The following is a 15,733-nucleotide window of genomic DNA, read 5'->3' on the forward strand; positions in this document are numbered from 1 at the left end:
ATATAGCTGGCTAATGATTAGATCCAATATATTGTTCGACCTGTTTAAGACGTTTAACGACCTGTTCGGAGCCGATCATGGAGCTGCGTCACCTGCGTTATTTCATCGCCGTGGCCGAAGAGCTGCACTTCGGCCGCGCCGCCCAGCAACTGGGCATCTCGCAACCGCCGCTGAGCCAGCAGATCCAGGCCCTGGAACAGGAGTTGGGCGCGCGGCTGTTCGAGCGCACCAACCGTCGGGTCGAGCTCAGCGAGGCCGGGCGGCTGTTCCTCGACGAAGCCCGCCAGGTGCTGGCCCAGGTGGAAAAGGCCGCCGACGTGGCCCGGCGTGCGCAACTGGGGGAACTGGGGGAGCTGAAGATCGGCTTCACCTCCTCGGCGCCCTTCACCTCGAAGCTGCCCAAGGCGCTGCACGCGTTCCGCCAGCAGTTCCCGGCGGTGCACCTGAACCTCAAGGAAATGAGCAGCCGCGATGTCGCCGAAGCGGTGCTCGACGAGTCCATCGAAGTCGGCCTGATGCGGCCGATGCCCTTGCCCCAGGGGCTGGAGGTCAACGAATTGCTGCGCGAGCCGTTGGTGGCGGTGATCAACGCCTCGCACCCGCTGGCCGCAGGCAGCGAGCAGGGCCTGTACATGCAGGCGCTGGCCGACCAGCCGTTCGTGTTCTTTCCGCGCAGCTACGGCAGCGGACTGCACGCCCAACTGCTGAGCCTGGCGCGTCAGGCCGGCTTCAGCCCGCACTTCGCCCAGGAAGCGGGCGAGGCGATGACCATCATCGGCCTGGTGTCGGCGGGGTTGGGGGTGTCGGTGCTGCCAGCGTCGTTCCAGCGCATGCGCATCGACGGGGTGGTCTACAGGACCCTGCTGGATGAGGGCGCCGACACCGCCGTCTGGCTGGTGCGGCGTGTCGGCGAAGGCTCGGCAATGGCGCGCGCCTTTGCCGAACTGCTGGGCGGGCAGCGGATCACGCCACCCGCCTGAGCCGGTCAGTCGACGTGGGCCAGCTCGCCGCGCAGGGCCACCGCGCTGACCAGCGTGCCGGCGCGGCACTGGAACTTCTCCGGGTCCTTGTACAGGTCGCGCTGGTCGACGCTGGCGATGTTCACCACGGCGTTGGCGTCAGCCTCCTGGGCAGCACGCTGCAGGGTTGCCAGCGCCGATTGCAGGGCCCAGAAGCAGGCCTCGCTGTCGCTCTTGTTGCTGCCGTTGGTCTTGCGGCTGCTGCTCACCGTGCGCAGGGTGCGCACCGAAGTCGGCAGTGCTTCGCCGGCCAGGTAGAACTTCACGCTGCCGTCGAGCAGGCCGGCTTCGGTGGCGCGTTTCACACCCTCGCGAAAGCTCAGGTAGGTTGGCCCGTCTACGCCCTGGTTGATGATGCCCAGGGCGTTGACCGCCTCGATGTCCGGGTTGAACGACAGCTCCTTGAGCACGTTGTCGCGCAGGCGGTTGATCCAGCGGTTGTAGTTGCCGTGGATCTTGCCGTCCTTGTAGTCCAGGCCCCAGCTACTGCGGTAGACGATCTGGAACTCGGTGGGGCTGTAGGGGATGTCGACCTCGGCGTGGTGGCGACCGCGCACGGTGATGGCCGCCTTGACCATGCCCGGGCGCACCGACTGGACGATCCACTGGCGGTCGTTGAGCGCGGTGACGATCGCCCGTTTCATCTGGTCGTCGCTGAAATTCAGGCTGCTGGCGAAGTCTTCCTTGGCGTTGTACACCGGCTTGCTGGTGCACCCGCTGAAGACCAGGGCCATGGCCAGCAAGGCGAGGGTGCGGTGGATCCGAGTCATTCCTTTCACTCCATGGTTTTGCAGGTCAGGGCCAGCGGCGGAAGATCAACGAGGTGTTGACCCCGCCGAAGGCGAAGTTGTTGTTCATCACGTATTCGTGGCTCATGGCGCGGAAGGCGCCTTGCAGGTAGTCGAGTTCGCCGCACTGCGGGTCGACATTGTCGAGGTTGAGCGTGGGGGCGTACTGCCCGCGGTTCATCATCTCGATGCTGAACCACGATTCCAGGGCGCCGCAGGCACCCAGGGTGTGGCCCAGGTAGCTCTTCTGCGAGCTGATCGGCATGTGCGGCCCGAACAGGCTGCTGGTGGCCAGGGTCTCGGCGATATCGCCTTGCTCGGTGGCGGTGCCATGGCCATTCACATAACCGATCGCCTCGGGCGCCAGGCCCGCGTCTTCCAGCGCCAGCTCCATGGCCCGGCGCATGGTCACCTGCTCTGGCCGGGTGATGTGCTGGCCGTCGGCATTGCTGCCAAAGCCCACCACTTCGGCGTGGATCCGCGCGCCGCGGGCCAAGGCATGCTCCAGCTCTTCGAGCACCAGCATGCCGCCGCCCTCGCCGATCACCAGGCCGTCGCGGTCCAGGTCGTAGGGGCGGGGGCTCAGGTGCGGGGTATCGTTCTTCAGGCTGGTGGCATAGAGCGCGTCGAACACCATGGCCTCGGTGGGGCACAGCTCTTCGGCGCCACCGGCGAGCATCAGCGGCAGGCGCCCGAACTTGATCGCTTCATAGGCGTAGCCGACGCCCTGGCTGCCGCTGGTGCAGGCGCTGGACGTAGGGATCAGGCGCCCGGTCAGGCCGAAGTAGATGCTGATATTGGCCGCTGTGGTGTGCGGCATCATGCGCACGTAGGAGTTGGCGTTGAGGCCTTCCGAGGTGGAGTTGAGCAGCATGTTGCCGAAGGTCTTGATCTCGTCGGTGCTGCCGGTGGACGAACCGCAGGCCACGCCCATGCGCCCATCACGGATGCTCGGGTCGTCGAGCAGCCCGGCGTCGGCCAGTGCCCGCTCGGCGGCGGCCACCGCCAGGCGCGACACCCGGCCCATGCTGCGCAACTGCTTGCGGGTCCAGTGCGCGGGCACCTGGAAGTCATCGATGGGGCCGCCCAGGCGAGTGTTGAGTTCGCTGTAGCGGTCCCACTCGTCCATGCGCCGGATGCCGCTGCGCCCGGCGGCGAAGTGCGCGGCGATGCTGGCCCAGTCGTTGCCCAGGGCGGTAATGCCGGCCATGCCGGTGACCACGACGCGGCGCATCAGCACAGCCCTCCGTTGACCGCCAGCACCTGGCGGGTGATATACGCCGCCTCGGGCGACATCAGGAAATTCACCGCGCCGGCCACTTCTTCCGGGGTGCCCATGCGCCCGGCCGGGATCATCTTCAGCAGTTCATCGACCGGCACGTTTTCGTCGAGCATGGCCGTGTCGATCAGGCCAGGGGCCACGCAGTTGACCGTGATGCGGCGCTTGCCCAGCTCGATCGCCAGGGCCTTCGCGGCACCGATCAGGCCGGCCTTGGAGGCGCTGTAGTTGACCTGGCCACGGTTGCCGATCAGCCCCGACACCGAGGTGATGCAGACGATACGGCCCGGCGCGCGGCGGCGGATCATCGGCATCGTCAGCGGGTGCAGGACGTTGTAGAAACCGTCGAGGTTGGTGCGCATCACCTGGTCCCAGTCGTCGTCGCTCAGCGCCGGGAAGGCGCCGTCGCGGGTCAGCCCGGCATTGCACACCACGCCGTAGTAGGCACCGTGGGCTTCGACATCGGCTTCCAGTACCGCCTTGCAGCTGGCGCGGTCGGCCACGTCGAACTGCAGCACCCGGGCCTGCTGGCCGAGTGCGCGCACTTCGGCGGCCACGGCGTCGGCCTCGGCACGGCCGCTGCGGCAGTGCAGCACCAGGTCGAAGCCGGCCTGTGCCAGGCGCAGGGCAACGGCCCGACCGATGCCACGGCTGGAGCCGGTAACGAGAATGCTGTCAGTCATGCTGGGGTTCCTCTGGGCCGGCTTCGGCCAGGTAGCGGTCGGGCTGTGGCGGGCGGTACACATTCAGGCGGGCCGTGGCATGGATGCCGGGGCCGCGCAGGTGGCATTCGAACACGCCCATGCCGTTGTCGTCTTCCAGCGAGCGCTGCGCGTGGATCAACAGTTCGGCGCCGGCAGGGAAGTGCTCGACGGCGCATTCGAACTTGCGCGTGCCCAGCAGAAAGCCCAGCTCCACCGGCAGGCCCTGGCGACGGGCGCGGCAGCCGGCGAAGGCGGCCACGCTCTGGGCCATCAGCTCCAGGCCCAGCCAGGCCGGCAGGCTGCCGTCGGCGCGGTTGAACAGGCCGCCTGGGCGCACCGTGGTGCGGGTGTGGATCTGCTCGTCGTCGCAGCTGTCGATCTGCTCGATGAGGATCATGTCACCGGCATGGGGCAGCAGCTCGGCCAGGGGCCAGGGGATCATGGGGCGTCTCCGAGAATCAGGCTGACATTGTTGCCGCCAAAGGCGAACGAGTTGCTCATCAGGTACCGCGGGTGTTGCGCGGTCAGCCGCTGGCTGCCATCGACCAACGCCAGGGCCGGCAATGCCGGGTCCTGCTGGCCATCCCAGGCATGTGGCGGCAGCAGGCCCTGCGGGTTGTGCCCGCTCAGGGCCAGCCAGCAGAACGCGGCTTCCAGCGCCCCGGCGGCGCCCAGGGTGTGGCCGGTCATGGGCTTGCTCGACGAACAAGGCAAGCCGGCGCCGAACAGGCTGTGCACGGCCAGGGCTTCCATGGCGTCGTTGTGCACGGTGGCGGTGCCGTGCAGGTTCAGGTAGCCGATCTGCGCGGGCGCAAGGCCGGCATTGTCCAAGGCTTTGCCCATGGCCTGCAAGGCGCCTTTGCCGGTGGGCTCCGGCGCCGAGATATGGTGGGCGTCGGAGCTGGCGCCAGCACCCAGCAGGGCGATGCGCGGGCCTTGTGGGTTGGCCTCGCGGGTCATCAGCAACAACGCCGCGCCTTCGCCGATGTTGATCCCGGCGCGGTTGCGCGAAAACGGGTTGCAGCGGGCGTCGCTGACCGCCTCCAGGGCACTGAAACCGTTGAGGGTCAGGCCGCACAGGCTGTCGACGCCACCGCACAGCACGGCATCGCACAGCCCCAGGTCGAGCAGGCGCCGCGCGCTCATCAGCGCCCGGGCGCTGGAGGTGCAGGCGGTGGAAATCACATAGGCCGGGCCGCTCAGTTGCAGCCAGTCGGCGAGGAAGTTGGCCGGGGCACTGAGCTCTTGCTGGGCGTACTGGTAGCCCTCGGGAAAGCGCTGCTCGCGCAGGTAGTGGGCGATGCCGTCGCTGGCCTCGGCGATCCCCGAGGTGCTGGTGCCCAGCACCACGCCGAGCCGATGGGCGCCGTGGCGATCGATCGCTTCACGGATGGCCGGCTCGATCTGCAGCGCGGCGCTGTACAGCAGCTGGTTGTTGCGGCTGTGGTGCTCGGGCAGCGGCAGCTCGGGCAGCGGGGTGCTGACGGCGCCCACCGGCAGGCTGCGCTCGGGCACCCAGCCCGCTTGCGCCAGCATGCCCGAACAGTCGCCGGCCAACAGCCGGCGGGCGATGTCAGCCTGGCCGTGGCCGAGGGCACAGACCAGGCCCAGGGCATTGAGATAGGCGCTCATGGAGTGTTCTCGTCGGGCAAGGGGCTGACGTGATAACGCAGCCCTTGGCCCAGGTTCAAGGTAAAGGTATCGGCGCCCTGGTAGCGCACCTGCCAGCGCTCGCCGAGCCAGCGTCGGTCATCCTGCTGGCGGGCCTGGGGGTAAGCCTGTTGCAGCTGCTGCGCCGGGGTCAGGGCGAACAGCACGGCGGCGAACAGTTCGCGCGCCGCCGGGTTCGGCGGCAGCAGCCCGTCGGCCTGCCACTGCTGGCCATCGAGTAACTGGCGGGCCTGGGGGATGCCCAGCAGATCCAGCAGCGACCAGCGCAGGCGGGTGTCTTCGCGCTGGATCACCAGCAGCCAGTCCTGGCGTTGCCCGGCCTGCTCCCGTTCGACGTGCAACTGGCGTGGCAGTTCCAGCGCGGGCGCTTGCTCAGGCAAGGGCGGCCGCGCGGCGCAGGCGCCGAGCAGCAGGCAGCAGAGCATGGCCAGCAAGGCTTTCATGGCGTCTCCAGCGCTTTGCGCGCGACCACGTTGAGCAAGGTCTCTTCGCGTTGCCCGACCGGCGGCGGGTTACGCAGCCCCAAGCGTTCGAGCAGGCCGAAGTCCTTGGCGCGGCTCCACCACAGGTAGGGGTACGAGACATGCCGTGGGGCAAACTCGAAGCCTTGGGCGCTGAGCATCTGCAGATAGCCCTCGGCGCTCTTCTGCACGTGCATCGGGTGGCGGAACAGCCAGCGGATCACCCAGGTATCGATATACGCCTCGGTGGACTCGGCGAACAGCAGGTATCCGCCCGGCTTGAGCACCCGGTGGAATTCGGCCAGGGCTTTTTCCTGCTCCACCAGGTGGTGGAAGGTCTGGTGGCAGAACAGGATATCGACGCTGGCGTCGGCGTAGGGCAGCGCGGCGCAGTCGCTGCCATGCAGTTCCACCGTGATGCCCAGGCGTTCGGCCTCGGCGGCGCTGAGCGCCAGGCTGTGCGGGTCGGCGTCGGTGCCCAGCAGGCGCGAAGGGGCGAACACCTGGTGCAGGTGGCGGAACGACTTGCCCTGGCCGCAGCCGACATCCAGCAGCACCGGCGCGGCCGGCGGGTTGCCGTCGAACAGCCGGCGCAGGTCGTTGATCGCCACCCGCAGCACATGGTGCTGCCAGGTGTGGCTGCGCAGGAACCAGAAGCCGAAACGGGTTTCCTCGACATAGGTGTCGCTGAAAAAAGCCTTGGGCGTGCTGCTGTTCATGGCGGTGGATGCGCTCCTTCGCGGGTGGCGGCCCAGGGGGCCAGCAGGAAACTGAAAGCCAGGCCCAGGCTTACCGCCAGGCCGAAGTTGCTGACTGCCGGGGTGCTCGACAACGCCAGCAGGCCGAAGGACAGCCAGGTGGTCATTGCCGCCAGCAGGGTGCCCAGCAGGCTCACGGCGGCGCCGCCGATGCGCTCGTGCATGAGGATGGCGTAGTCGACGCTGATGGCCGTCACCAGCAGCAGGCCGAACAGGCTGAACAGGGTCAGCGGCTGGCCCAGCCAGCCGAGGCTGGCCAGGCTGCACAGCGCCGCCAGCAGCGGCAGGGCGACGATGCGCAGGGCACCGCGCAGGCCGAACGGCAGCACCAGCAGCACCACGATCAGCAGGCACGACAGCAGCTTGAGTTCGGCGGCGCTGAGCTGGGTGGCGGCGAACAGCTGGTTCAGCTCGCCGAGGCGGTCGACCAGTTGCACGCCGGGCAGGTCATCGGTCTGCAGGCGCAGCAAGGCGGTGTCGCCCAGGCCTTGCAGGCTGACGATGGCCGCCACGCCGTCGCCGTCCGGGCCCAGCCACAAGGGCCGCCAGGCTTCGCCCAGCGGGCCGGCCAGCATTTCGTCGATGCTTTGCGGCGGCAGTTGTTGCAGGCGCTGCAGCTCCTCTGCCAGCGCGGCTTCGGGCACGCCCAGTGCCAGTAAGGGTTGCCAATGGGCTGGCAACTGGCCAAGGGCCTGTTGCAGTTGGGTCTGTTGCGCAGGGCTGGCAACCAGCTGGCTGAGGCTCATGTAGCCCTTGAGCTTGCCCAGCTCGACCAGTTCGCCCAGCTTGCCGCTCAGCGCCTGCAGGCGTTCGAGCAGTTGCTGCGGGTCGTTGCCGCGCACCAGGTAGAACTGGCTGGTGGGCTGGTAGCCGGTGATGCGCGCCACGGCCTGGGCCTCTTGCAGCAACTGCGGCGGGCTGCCGACCCACTGGCGGATGTCGTTGCGGCTGTCCAGGCGCCACAGGCCGGCGGCGCAGAACAGCAACACGAGGATCAGCAGCACCCCGCTCGGCACCTTGGCCAGCAGGCGTTCACGCAGCGTGGTCAGGGTTTGCGCGATGCGCAGCGGCCACTGCGCCGGGCGCAACTCGACGCCCGCCAGCAGCGCGGGCAGCAGGCACACCGCGCTGAGGTAGGCGCCCAGCAGCCCGGCGGCGGAAAACGCGGCGATCTGGGTCAGCGCCGGGAACGGCGTGAACGCCAGGGCCAGGTAGCCGATGGCGCTGGTCGCCAGGCTCAGGCTCAGCCCCGGCAGGGTCAGGCGCAGGGCCGGCCAGCTGTGCCAGGGCTTGAGGCTCCAGCTCTTGGACAGGTAGTGCAGCGGGTAGTCCACCGCCACGCCGATCAGGCTCGAACCCAGCACCAGGGTCATCACGTGCATCTGCCCGAACAGCGCCACGCACACCACCGCGCCGAACAGCATGCCCACCAGCACCGGCACGAAGGCCAGCAGCACGCGCCAGCGGCGGAAGGCCAACAGCAACAGCAGCAGGATGCCCAGCGTGGCGCCACCGCCGACCCAGGTGATCTCGCGGCTGGCCTGCTGCTGGCCGGCGGCGGCGTACAGCAGGCCGCTGGCCGCCAGCAGCCGGGCGCCGTGCTGGTCGGCGTCGAGGCGGCTGGCGGCGAGCAGCTCGGCCACCTGCAACGGCAGGTGCATGTCGAAGGCGTTGCCCTGGGTGCGGGCCCGCAGCAGCACCCACTGCTGGCCGTCGGCTTCGGCGACCAGCGCACCACTGGCGGTGTCCAGATGCACGTTGACCGGCATCGGCTGGCTGTTCTGGATGCGCCCGGTCAGGCCCAGCCAGTCGTCCTGGCTGGGCACCAGGCTGAAACCGGCGAAGGGGTCGAACAGGCTTTGCACGCGCTGTTCGATGAAGGCCTGCGGTTGGGTGATCAACTGTTCGCGGTCGTTCGCCGAGAGCAGCGCCAGGCGCCCTTGCAGCAGTTGCGCGCGCAACGCCGACAGGTCGGTCTGCAGGCTCCACTGGACCTTTTCGAACAGGCCACTGCCTTGCCAGCGCGTGGCCAGGCGCTCGGCCAGGGCCAGCGCCTGTTCACGCTCGGGGTGGCCGACCAGCACCAGCATTTCGCGGTTGAGCGGCTCCTGCATGCGCTGTTCGGCCCGCAAGACCTGCGGGTCCTGGGTGGCGCCGGGCACCAGGGTCATCAAGTCGGCCGACAGCGGCGCGCCGCGGTGCCACTGCCAGCCGGCGATGGCCAGCATCACCAGCAACAGCCCGAGGAACAGGCGCGGCAGCAGGCGTTCAGTCGGCAAAATCGCTGCGCTCCGTGTCGCTCAGGGCCGCTGCCGCCGTGCTGGCCGGCATGCGCAGCACGGTGCTGTCGCCCTGGGTTTCGCTCAGCTCGATGCGCTCCACGTACTGGCCGCCGGCGATATCGATGCGCGTGAACACTTGCTTGAGCAGCAGCGAGCGCGGCGTCAGGCGCAGTTGCCAGTGCCCGGCGTCGCCGGACAGGGCCATTTCGAAATCACGTTGCAGGCCACTGCTGTCGCCCTGCAGCACGGCGAAGAACAGACGGTTCTGCTCGGCCCCGGCGCTGCGGCTGGGCAGGGTTTGCCAGCCGTTCGGGTCGCGTCGGGCGATGCCTTGGGCGTCGATGCGGTAGTCCTGGCGCAGCGGGGTGTCCAGCAGCCACAGCAGGCCGTGGTCACGGGCGAGGACGAAGCGGCCCTTGCTCAGCAGCGGCTGGGGCAGGGCGCGCAGGTGTTTTTCCTGGATGAACGGGCCCTTGACCACGGCGGGCTGGCTGAGCTGCTTTTGCAGGTCGTCGAGGCTGAAGGCCAGGGTCAAGGTGCTGGTGAGCAGCAGGCCGAGCGTGATGAGCAGGCGGGCCGCGTTGCGGCCCATCGCCGGCAAGCCGGCTCCCACAGGATCCAGGCGCCCACCCCTGTGGGAGCTGGCTTGCCGTGGCGACGAACCGCAGCGATGAGGCCGGAACAGGCGATTCATGGCAACACCTTGGCAACGGCATCGAGCATCACCTGCGGCGACGCCAGTTGCATCTCGCCGCTGTCGATATGCACGGCTACCTGCACGGTGCTGGCACGGGTCATGCGCTCGCCGGTTTCGGCATCGCTGATCAGGTAATGGATCTTCAAGCGGTTCTCCCACTCCACCAGGCTGGCACGTACGGTCAGGCGTTGGCCGAAGGTGGCACCGCGGATGTAGCGCAGCTGCAGGTCGATCACCGGCCAGTGGTAACCGGAGGCCTGCATGCCTCGGTAATCGTGCTGCAGGCGCTCGAGCAAGGCGCAGCGGGCGACTTCCAGGTACTTGACGTAATGCCCGTGCCAGACGATGTGCATGCTGTCCACATCGAAAAACGGCACGACGATTTCGCTGTCGACGTGAAACACCCCGGGGTTACGCATGCAGCCTCCAGTGGCGCTGGCCGATACGGGTCAGGCACAGGCGCAGGTCATGTTCCAGGGCGCGGTCCTCGATGACCGGGGCGAAGTCGGCCAGCAGCAGCTGGTGCATCTGTTCCAGCGCTGGCGGCAACGGCCGGGCGTCGGCCTGACGGGCCCGCAGCCAGACGCCCTGGTTGGCCGCCAGTAAGGTGGCGGCGGCGACCTGCTCGGTCAGCTCCAGCACCCGCAGGGCATCGCGCGCGGCAATGGTGCCCATGCTCACCTTGTCCTGGTTGTGGCATTCGGTGGAGCGCGAGAACACGCTGGCCGGCATGGTCTGCTTGAGGGCTTCGGCGGTCCAGGCGCTGGCGCCGATCTGCACGGCCTTGAAACCGTGGTTGAGCATGGCCCGCTCAGCCTCGGCGCCGGACAGGTTGCTCGGCAGGCCGTGGTTGTAGCGCACGTCCACCAGCAGCGCGAGCTGGCGGTCGAGCAGGTCGGCGACGTTGGCCACCAGGGTTTTCAGGCTGTCCATGGCGAAGGCGATATGCCCGCCGTAGAAGTGCCCACCGTGCAGCACGCGCTCGGCGTCGCCGTCGATGATCGGGTTGTCGTTGGCGCTGTTCAGCTCGGTTTCGATGAAGCCGCGCAGCCAGCCCAGGCTGTCGGCCAGCACGCCGAGCACATGGGGCGCGCAGCGCAGCGAGTAGCGGTCCTGCAGGCGGTGCAGCGACGGCAGCGGCGCATCGATGGCCAGGTCCTGGCGCAGCCAGGCGGCCACCTGGGTCTGGCCCGGGTGCGGCTTGGCGGCGAACAGGCGCTCGTCGAAGTGCTCCGGGTTGCCCTGCAGGGCAATCACGTTGAGCGCGGTGATGCGCGTGGCCAGTTGCAGCAGGTAGTCGGCGCGGGCGAAGGCCAGGCAGGCCAGGCCGGTCATCACCGCGGTGCCGTTCATCAGCGCCAGCGCTTCCTTGGGGCGCAGCACCAGCGGCTGCCAGCCCAGCTCGCGGTGCACTTCGGCACTGCTGCGGCGCTCGCCTTGGTACAGCACCTCGCGCTCTCCGGACAGGGTGGCGGCCACGTAGGACAGCGGCGTCAGGTCGCCGCTGGCGCCCACCGAGCCTTCTTCGGGGATCAGCGGCAGGATGTCGTGTGCGAGGAACAGTTGCAGGCGCTCCAGCAGCTCCATGCGCACCCCCGACACGCCATGGCTCAACGAGCGCAGGCGCGCCGCCAGCACGGCGCGGGTGGCCGCTGCATCGAGCAGGCGGCCCAGGCCGCAGCCGTGGAAGGTGTACAGGTGACGCGGCAGGCTTTCGACATGCTCCAGCGGCACGGCCACCACGCAGGAGTCGCCGTAACCGGTGGTGACCCCGTAGATCACCCCTTCCTGGTCGAGCAAGGTGTCGAGAAAGCGCGCGCCACGGGCGATGCGTTCGCGGTACGCGGCGTCGTCCTGCAGGCGGCTGGCGGCACGGCGCTCGGCCACTGCCAGCACGTCCTCGATGGCCAGCGGCGCTTCGCCGAAGGTGACAGGCTCATGGGGTTGCATCGTCATCGCTCTTCCAGAAAGGGTAGAAATTGAACCACTGCAGGGGCGCCTGGCGGCAGTAATGGGCCAGGCGCTCGGCGTAGCGGGCCGTCCATTGCTGGATCACCTGGTCACGCTCGGCACGCCGCCATTGCAGCTGTTCGGCGAAAGGTTCCAGGGTGATTTGATAGCGGCCGTTTAGCCTGAGGCAGAACAGCAGGTTGACCGGGCAGCCAAGCAACCCGGCCAGCAGCCACGGGCCTTGCGGGAACGCGGCCGGCTGGCCGAGAAAGTCCACGGTGGCGGTGCGCGCGCCATGCAGCGGCACGCGGTCGCCGGCGATCGCCAGCCACTCGCCGCGCTCCAGGCGTTGCGAGAGCTGCAGCATGATGGCCGGGTCCAGCTCGCTGACCTGAATCAGCCGCAGGTGGGTGGCCCCGGCCTCGCCGAGCAGGCGGTTGAACTGCTCGGCATGGCGGGTGTGCACCAGCACGTTCATGGTCACCTGCTCGCCCAGTTCGGCCAACGCCCGGCATACCTCCAGGTTGCCCAGGTGGGCGCCCACCAGCAGTTGCCCGCGCTCGCCGCGCAGCTGCCCGCGCAATCCGGCCGGGTCGACGATATCGATGTCTTCAAGGCGCAGACGGCCGTTCCACACGTCGAGCTTGTCCAGCAGGGCGTCGGCGAAGGCCATGAACTGGCGAAACACCTGCCACTGGCTGGGCGCTGGCGTCTGCCCGGCGCTGTACCGGTGCAGGTGCTGCTGATACTGCCAGGCGCTGCGCCGGGCGCGCCGGCCAAACAGGAAGAAATAGGCGACGATCACATGGATCAGCGGGCTGAGCAGCCGGCGCCCGAGCAGGCGTGTCAGCAGCGCGGTCAGCTGCATCAGCCGAAAGCTGCCGCGCTCGCGTTGCGCGGCCCAGTGCTGCTCGCTCATCGCCGCCACCGCCGCCAGAGAATCAGTGGGCTGCGCAGGAGCATGCCGAAGAACAGCTTGGCGTGCATCTTCGAGATCAGCGCGTTGTCGTGCACCAGGCGAAAGTGCGACAGGCCGTCCTGCGGGTAGTGCACCCGGGTCGGCAGCCAGCGCATCGGCTGGTTGCGCCAGGCCAGGCGCACCAGGATCTCGGGATCGAAGTCCATGCGCCGGCCCAGCTTGACGCTGTCGATCAGCGCGATGGTGGGCGGCAGCGGATAGACGCGAAAACCGCACATGGAGTCGGGGATGGCCAGTGACAGGCTGTTGATCCACACCCACACGTGGGTGAGGTAGCGGGCATACAGGCGCCCCTTGGGCACGCTGTCGTCGTACTGGGGATAACCGCACACCAGCGCCTGTGGATAAACCTGCGACTGGGCCAGGAAATGGCCGACATCGGCCAGGTCGTGCTGGCCGTCGGCGTCCACCTGCAGGGCGTGGCTGAAGCCCAGCCGCGCGGCCTCGCGCAGGCCGGCCATCACCGCGCCGCCCTTGCCCTGGTTGACCGCCAGTTGCACCAGGTGCACATCCGCGCGCTCGGCCAGCTGGCGCAGCACCTCGGCGCACGGGGCATGGCTGGCGTCATCCACCAGCACACAGGGCAGGCCGGCGCGCAGCAGGTCGTCGACCACCTTGGGCACGGCCTGTTCGTGGTTGTACACCGGGATCACCGCGCAGGGATTATGCACTGGCGGCCTCCAGCAGGATGCGGCCGCTGGCGCAGGCTTGGCCGGCACGGGTGTAGCTGAAGTACAGCTTGCCGCGCTCCGGCTCGAAGCGCAGGTCCAGCTGCAGCGCGTCACCGGGGCGCACCAGTTGCTGGAACTTCAGCACTTCCATGCCGGCGAAGCGCAGGTTGGCGGCCAGCAGCGGTGCAGCGAGGGCGATGGCCCAGTCGAGCTGGACCACGCCGGGCAATACCGGGGTCTGCGGAAAATGGCCGGTGAAGCAGGGCAAGTCCAGCGGCACGGCCAGGCGCAGTTGCAGCTGGTTGTCTTCGCGGGCCTGTGCCAGCACCTCGGGGGCCTGGCTGCGAGCGGCCAGCAGCAACGCCGAGACCTCGGCCTGGGGCAGCTTGCCCTGGGCGTTGTACGGCAGCTGGCGCAGCAGGCGCCAGCGCCGGGGCAGGGCGATGGCCTCGCAGTGTTCGGCCAGGTGCGCACGCAGGCCCTCCAGCAGTGCGCGGCGCCCCTGGTTGCGCAGCGCATGCAGGCCTTCGGCGCTTGGCACCAGCAGGGCACCGAGGAAGGCGCGGCCTTCTTCGATCACCCCCAGGCGCGCCTCGGCGACCCAGGCGTGGGCGCACAAGGCCTGTTCGAGCATGGGCAGGGAGATGCGTTTTTCTTCCAGCTTGACGGTGCGGTCGAGGCGGCCGAGCAGGCGGAAGCGCCCGTCGCTGGCGAACTCGGCGGCATCGGCGCTTTGCTCGACGTGGCCGGCGGGCAGGTAGGGCGAGGCGATGCGCAGGGCGCCGTCGCCATCCTGGCTGAGTACCACGTCGGCGAACGGCTGCCACAGGGCTTCACCCTGGCGCCAGGCGATGCCGCCGGTTTCCGAGCTGCCGAGGATTTCCGTCGGCCACTGGCCGAGGCGCTGGTGCAGGCGTTCGGCGGCTTCGGCGGGCAGTTCGCCGCCGGAGGAAAATACCCGCCGCACCGCGCTCAGCCCGGGCCAGTCGAGGTTGTCGCCCATGCGCTTGAGCAGCGCCGGGCTGGCCACCCAGGCGAACGCCGGGTGTTCGCGGCTGGCGCGTTGCAGGTCTTCGGGGAACGGCTGGGCCCTGCGGGCGAAGCCGCGCCCGGCGCACAGCGGCCACAGCACACGGAACAGCAGGCCGTAGATGTGCTGGGTGGCGACGCTGCCGAGGATGTGCGCATCGCCCAACGATGGGCCCCACAACTGCTCCAGGGCGATGACTTCGTTGCCCAGTTGGCGCAGGCATTTGTCGATGCGCTTGGGCTCGCCGCTGGAGCCCGAGGTGCACAGGCTGATGCGGCACTGCTCGGGGTCGAGGTCGGCGCTGGCCAGTGGCTCGCCCAGCAGGTCGTCGAGCTGTGGGTCGCCCGGCTGGTCGCTGAGCCACAGGTCAACCTGGGCCTGCCAGCGGGCGCGGGTCTGCGCTTGCAGGTCGGCGGTCAACAGCACCTGCGCCCCGGCGCGCCAGGCGCCGAGCAGGGCGATGGCCAGCGTCGCGGCGTCGTCCACATGCACCGCCAGGCGGCGCACGCCCCGGGCTTGCAGGCCGCCGGCCAGGCGCAGGGCTTGCTGGCACAGCGCGGCGTGGTCCAGGGCCGGCGCCTCGGTGACCGGGCGTGGTATGGCCAGCGGGCGCAGCAGGTGTTCGAGGTTGATCCAGTTCATGAGCGTCCTCGCACACGTTGACGTATCAGCCATTCCACGGCGAACAGCAGGCCCATCGCGGCGTAGGCGATCAGGCCGTTGTACAGGGTCCACCAGGCCAGCGGCGCCCACAGGGTCAGGCCGGCGGCGATCAGGCCGTTGACCAGGAAGAACAGGCACCAGGCCTGGGTCACCCGCCGTGTGTAGCGCACCGCTGCCGGTGGCAGTTCGGGTTCGCGCAGCCGCGCCAGGCGCTCGGCCATCGGCATGCCTTGCATCAGGCTGGTGCCGAACAGGCCGAGCATGAAGCTGCTGATCAGCACCGGGTACCAGCGCAGCAGTTGCGCGCTGTCGGACAGCGCCAGCAGCGCGCAGAAACCCAGCGCCGCCAGGGCCATCCACAGGCCGCCGGGGCGTTGTGGCGCGCTCAGTGCGCGGGCCAGCCACAGGCCGCCGAGCAGCAGGGCGAACTGCCACGGGGCGAAGTGGCCCAGGCCGTAGTGCACGGCAAACGGATATAGCACGCCGGCCAGCAGCAGGCCGAGGCCGACCAGGCGTTTCATGCCGCGCTGTTTACCAGGCGATGAACCGCTTCGACCACATCGTTGACGGTGCGTACCGACTTGAAGTCCTCGGCGCTGATCTTCTTGCCGGTCTTGCGCTTGATGTGGTCGAGCAGGTCGATGGCGTCGATGCTGTCGATTTCCAGGTCCTGGTACAGGTGCGATTGCAGGCTGATGCGTTCGGGCTCGAGCTCGAACAGCTCGACCAGGGCGTCACGGAGGGTGTTGAAGATGTCTTCGCGGGTTTGCATGGTGCGGTC

The 15,733-nt window shown here is 68.8% G+C and carries 17 protein-coding genes; 1 reads left to right on the forward strand and 16 read right to left on the reverse strand.

The genetic code is table 11. The annotated features are described in order from the left end of the window. Positions 1–77 precede the first annotated feature (77 nt). Positions 78–980, forward strand: a complete 903-nt coding sequence (locus tag ACQ4N9_RS04380; RefSeq protein ID WP_390968202.1) for a LysR family transcriptional regulator — start codon at positions 78–80, stop codon at positions 978–980. 5 nt (positions 981–985) lie between these two features. On the opposite strand, the gene ACQ4N9_RS04385 is transcribed toward ACQ4N9_RS04380, so the two are convergent. The 16 genes from ACQ4N9_RS04385 to ACQ4N9_RS04460 form a co-directional block, all read right to left on the reverse strand. After that, positions 986–1,789: a hypothetical protein gene (locus tag ACQ4N9_RS04385; RefSeq protein ID WP_390968203.1), complete on the reverse strand. Its 804-nt coding sequence runs from the start codon at positions 1,787–1,789 to the stop codon at positions 986–988. 25 nt (positions 1,790–1,814) lie between these two features. Next, entirely contained in the window at positions 1,815–3,041 is a 1,227-nt protein-coding gene (locus ACQ4N9_RS04390; protein ID WP_390968204.1) for a beta-ketoacyl-ACP synthase, read from the reverse strand. Continuing rightward, entirely contained in the window at positions 3,041–3,769 is a 729-nt protein-coding gene (fabG, locus tag ACQ4N9_RS04395; RefSeq protein WP_110995349.1) for a 3-oxoacyl-ACP reductase FabG, read from the reverse strand. Before fabG ends, ACQ4N9_RS04390 begins: the two co-directional genes overlap by 1 nt. After that, entirely contained in the window at positions 3,762–4,232 is a 471-nt protein-coding gene (locus ACQ4N9_RS04400) for a hotdog family protein (RefSeq protein ID WP_258705280.1), read from the reverse strand. Before ACQ4N9_RS04400 ends, fabG begins: the two co-directional genes overlap by 8 nt. After that, the gene (locus tag ACQ4N9_RS04405; RefSeq protein ID WP_390968206.1) at positions 4,229–5,422 is read right to left on the reverse strand and encodes a beta-ketoacyl-[acyl-carrier-protein] synthase family protein; all 1,194 of its coding nucleotides are present in this window, start codon (positions 5,420–5,422) and stop codon (positions 4,229–4,231) included. The genes ACQ4N9_RS04400 and ACQ4N9_RS04405 overlap by 4 nt, the downstream gene beginning before the upstream one ends. Beyond that, on the reverse strand, positions 5,419–5,904 hold the full coding sequence (locus ACQ4N9_RS04410; protein ID WP_390968208.1) for a DUF3261 domain-containing protein: 486 nt from the start codon (positions 5,902–5,904) through the stop codon (positions 5,419–5,421). The genes ACQ4N9_RS04405 and ACQ4N9_RS04410 overlap by 4 nt, the downstream gene beginning before the upstream one ends. Then, positions 5,901–6,641, reverse strand: a complete 741-nt coding sequence (locus tag ACQ4N9_RS04415) for a class I SAM-dependent methyltransferase (RefSeq protein ID WP_323830774.1) — start codon at positions 6,639–6,641, stop codon at positions 5,901–5,903. The genes ACQ4N9_RS04410 and ACQ4N9_RS04415 overlap by 4 nt, the downstream gene beginning before the upstream one ends. Next, a complete protein-coding gene (locus ACQ4N9_RS04420) occupies positions 6,638–8,959 on the reverse strand; it encodes an MMPL family transporter (RefSeq protein ID WP_390968210.1) in 2,322 nt (773 codons plus the stop codon). The genes ACQ4N9_RS04415 and ACQ4N9_RS04420 overlap by 4 nt, the downstream gene beginning before the upstream one ends. Then, complete coding sequence (locus ACQ4N9_RS04425; RefSeq protein ID WP_390968211.1) at positions 8,949–9,554, reverse strand: outer membrane lipoprotein carrier protein LolA; 606 nt, start codon at positions 9,552–9,554, stop codon at positions 8,949–8,951. The genes ACQ4N9_RS04420 and ACQ4N9_RS04425 overlap by 11 nt, the downstream gene beginning before the upstream one ends. Positions 9,555–9,652: 98 nt before the next feature. Then, on the reverse strand, positions 9,653–10,078 hold the full coding sequence (locus ACQ4N9_RS04430) for an acyl-CoA thioesterase (RefSeq protein WP_125860855.1): 426 nt from the start codon (positions 10,076–10,078) through the stop codon (positions 9,653–9,655). Beyond that, positions 10,071–11,615 carry an HAL/PAL/TAL family ammonia-lyase gene (locus ACQ4N9_RS04435; protein WP_390968213.1) on the reverse strand — a complete coding sequence of 515 codons (1,545 nt, stop codon included), beginning with the start codon at positions 11,613–11,615 and terminating at the stop codon, positions 10,071–10,073. Before ACQ4N9_RS04435 ends, ACQ4N9_RS04430 begins: the two co-directional genes overlap by 8 nt. Then, positions 11,596–12,528: a glycosyl transferase gene (locus tag ACQ4N9_RS04440; RefSeq protein WP_390968215.1), complete on the reverse strand. Its 933-nt coding sequence runs from the start codon at positions 12,526–12,528 to the stop codon at positions 11,596–11,598. The genes ACQ4N9_RS04435 and ACQ4N9_RS04440 overlap by 20 nt, the downstream gene beginning before the upstream one ends. Further along, the gene (locus tag ACQ4N9_RS04445) at positions 12,525–13,259 is read right to left on the reverse strand and encodes a glycosyltransferase family 2 protein (RefSeq protein WP_390968217.1); all 735 of its coding nucleotides are present in this window, start codon (positions 13,257–13,259) and stop codon (positions 12,525–12,527) included. The genes ACQ4N9_RS04440 and ACQ4N9_RS04445 overlap by 4 nt, the downstream gene beginning before the upstream one ends. Continuing rightward, positions 13,252–14,931 carry an AMP-binding protein gene (locus tag ACQ4N9_RS04450; RefSeq protein ID WP_390968219.1) on the reverse strand — a complete coding sequence of 560 codons (1,680 nt, stop codon included), beginning with the start codon at positions 14,929–14,931 and terminating at the stop codon, positions 13,252–13,254. The genes ACQ4N9_RS04445 and ACQ4N9_RS04450 overlap by 8 nt, the downstream gene beginning before the upstream one ends. Continuing rightward, positions 14,928–15,473, reverse strand: a complete 546-nt coding sequence (locus tag ACQ4N9_RS04455) for a hypothetical protein (RefSeq protein ID WP_390968221.1) — start codon at positions 15,471–15,473, stop codon at positions 14,928–14,930. The genes ACQ4N9_RS04450 and ACQ4N9_RS04455 overlap by 4 nt, the downstream gene beginning before the upstream one ends. Then, the gene (locus ACQ4N9_RS04460) at positions 15,470–15,724 is read right to left on the reverse strand and encodes an acyl carrier protein (RefSeq protein WP_110995337.1); all 255 of its coding nucleotides are present in this window, start codon (positions 15,722–15,724) and stop codon (positions 15,470–15,472) included. The genes ACQ4N9_RS04455 and ACQ4N9_RS04460 overlap by 4 nt, the downstream gene beginning before the upstream one ends. Between the last annotated feature and the right edge of the window lie 9 nt (positions 15,725–15,733).

Source organism: Pseudomonas sp. ES1 (assembly GCF_050586605.1).
Lineage (GTDB): Bacteria > Pseudomonadota > Gammaproteobacteria > Pseudomonadales > Pseudomonadaceae > Aquipseudomonas > Aquipseudomonas sichuanensis.

Bases quoted from the DNA above. Each gene is read 5' to 3' on its own strand.
- ACQ4N9_RS04380 (WP_390968202.1), top strand. From the start codon at position 78: ATGGAGCTGCGTCACCTGCGTTATTTCATCGCCGTGGCCGAAGAGCTG.
- ACQ4N9_RS04385 (WP_390968203.1), bottom strand. From the start codon at position 1,789: ATGACTCGGATCCACCGCACCCTCGCCTTGCTGGCCATGGCCCTGGTC.
- ACQ4N9_RS04390 (WP_390968204.1), bottom strand. From the start codon at position 3,041: ATGCGCCGCGTCGTGGTCACCGGCATGGCCGGCATTACCGCCCTGGGC.
- fabG (WP_110995349.1), bottom strand. From the start codon at position 3,769: ATGACTGACAGCATTCTCGTTACCGGCTCCAGCCGTGGCATCGGTCGG.
- ACQ4N9_RS04400 (WP_258705280.1), bottom strand. From the start codon at position 4,232: ATGATCCCCTGGCCCCTGGCCGAGCTGCTGCCCCATGCCGGTGACATG.
- ACQ4N9_RS04405 (WP_390968206.1), bottom strand. From the start codon at position 5,422: ATGAGCGCCTATCTCAATGCCCTGGGCCTGGTCTGTGCCCTCGGCCAC.
- ACQ4N9_RS04410 (WP_390968208.1), bottom strand. From the start codon at position 5,904: ATGAAAGCCTTGCTGGCCATGCTCTGCTGCCTGCTGCTCGGCGCCTGC.
- ACQ4N9_RS04415 (WP_323830774.1), bottom strand. From the start codon at position 6,641: ATGAACAGCAGCACGCCCAAGGCTTTTTTCAGCGACACCTATGTCGAG.
- ACQ4N9_RS04425 (WP_390968211.1), bottom strand. From the start codon at position 9,554: ATGGGCCGCAACGCGGCCCGCCTGCTCATCACGCTCGGCCTGCTGCTC.
- ACQ4N9_RS04430 (WP_125860855.1), bottom strand. From the start codon at position 10,078: ATGCGTAACCCCGGGGTGTTTCACGTCGACAGCGAAATCGTCGTGCCG.
- ACQ4N9_RS04435 (WP_390968213.1), bottom strand. From the start codon at position 11,615: ATGACGATGCAACCCCATGAGCCTGTCACCTTCGGCGAAGCGCCGCTG.
- ACQ4N9_RS04440 (WP_390968215.1), bottom strand. From the start codon at position 12,528: ATGAGCGAGCAGCACTGGGCCGCGCAACGCGAGCGCGGCAGCTTTCGG.
- ACQ4N9_RS04450 (WP_390968219.1), bottom strand. From the start codon at position 14,931: ATGAACTGGATCAACCTCGAACACCTGCTGCGCCCGCTGGCCATACCA.
- ACQ4N9_RS04455 (WP_390968221.1), bottom strand. From the start codon at position 15,473: ATGAAACGCCTGGTCGGCCTCGGCCTGCTGCTGGCCGGCGTGCTATAT.
- ACQ4N9_RS04460 (WP_110995337.1), bottom strand. From the start codon at position 15,724: ATGCAAACCCGCGAAGACATCTTCAACACCCTCCGTGACGCCCTGGTC.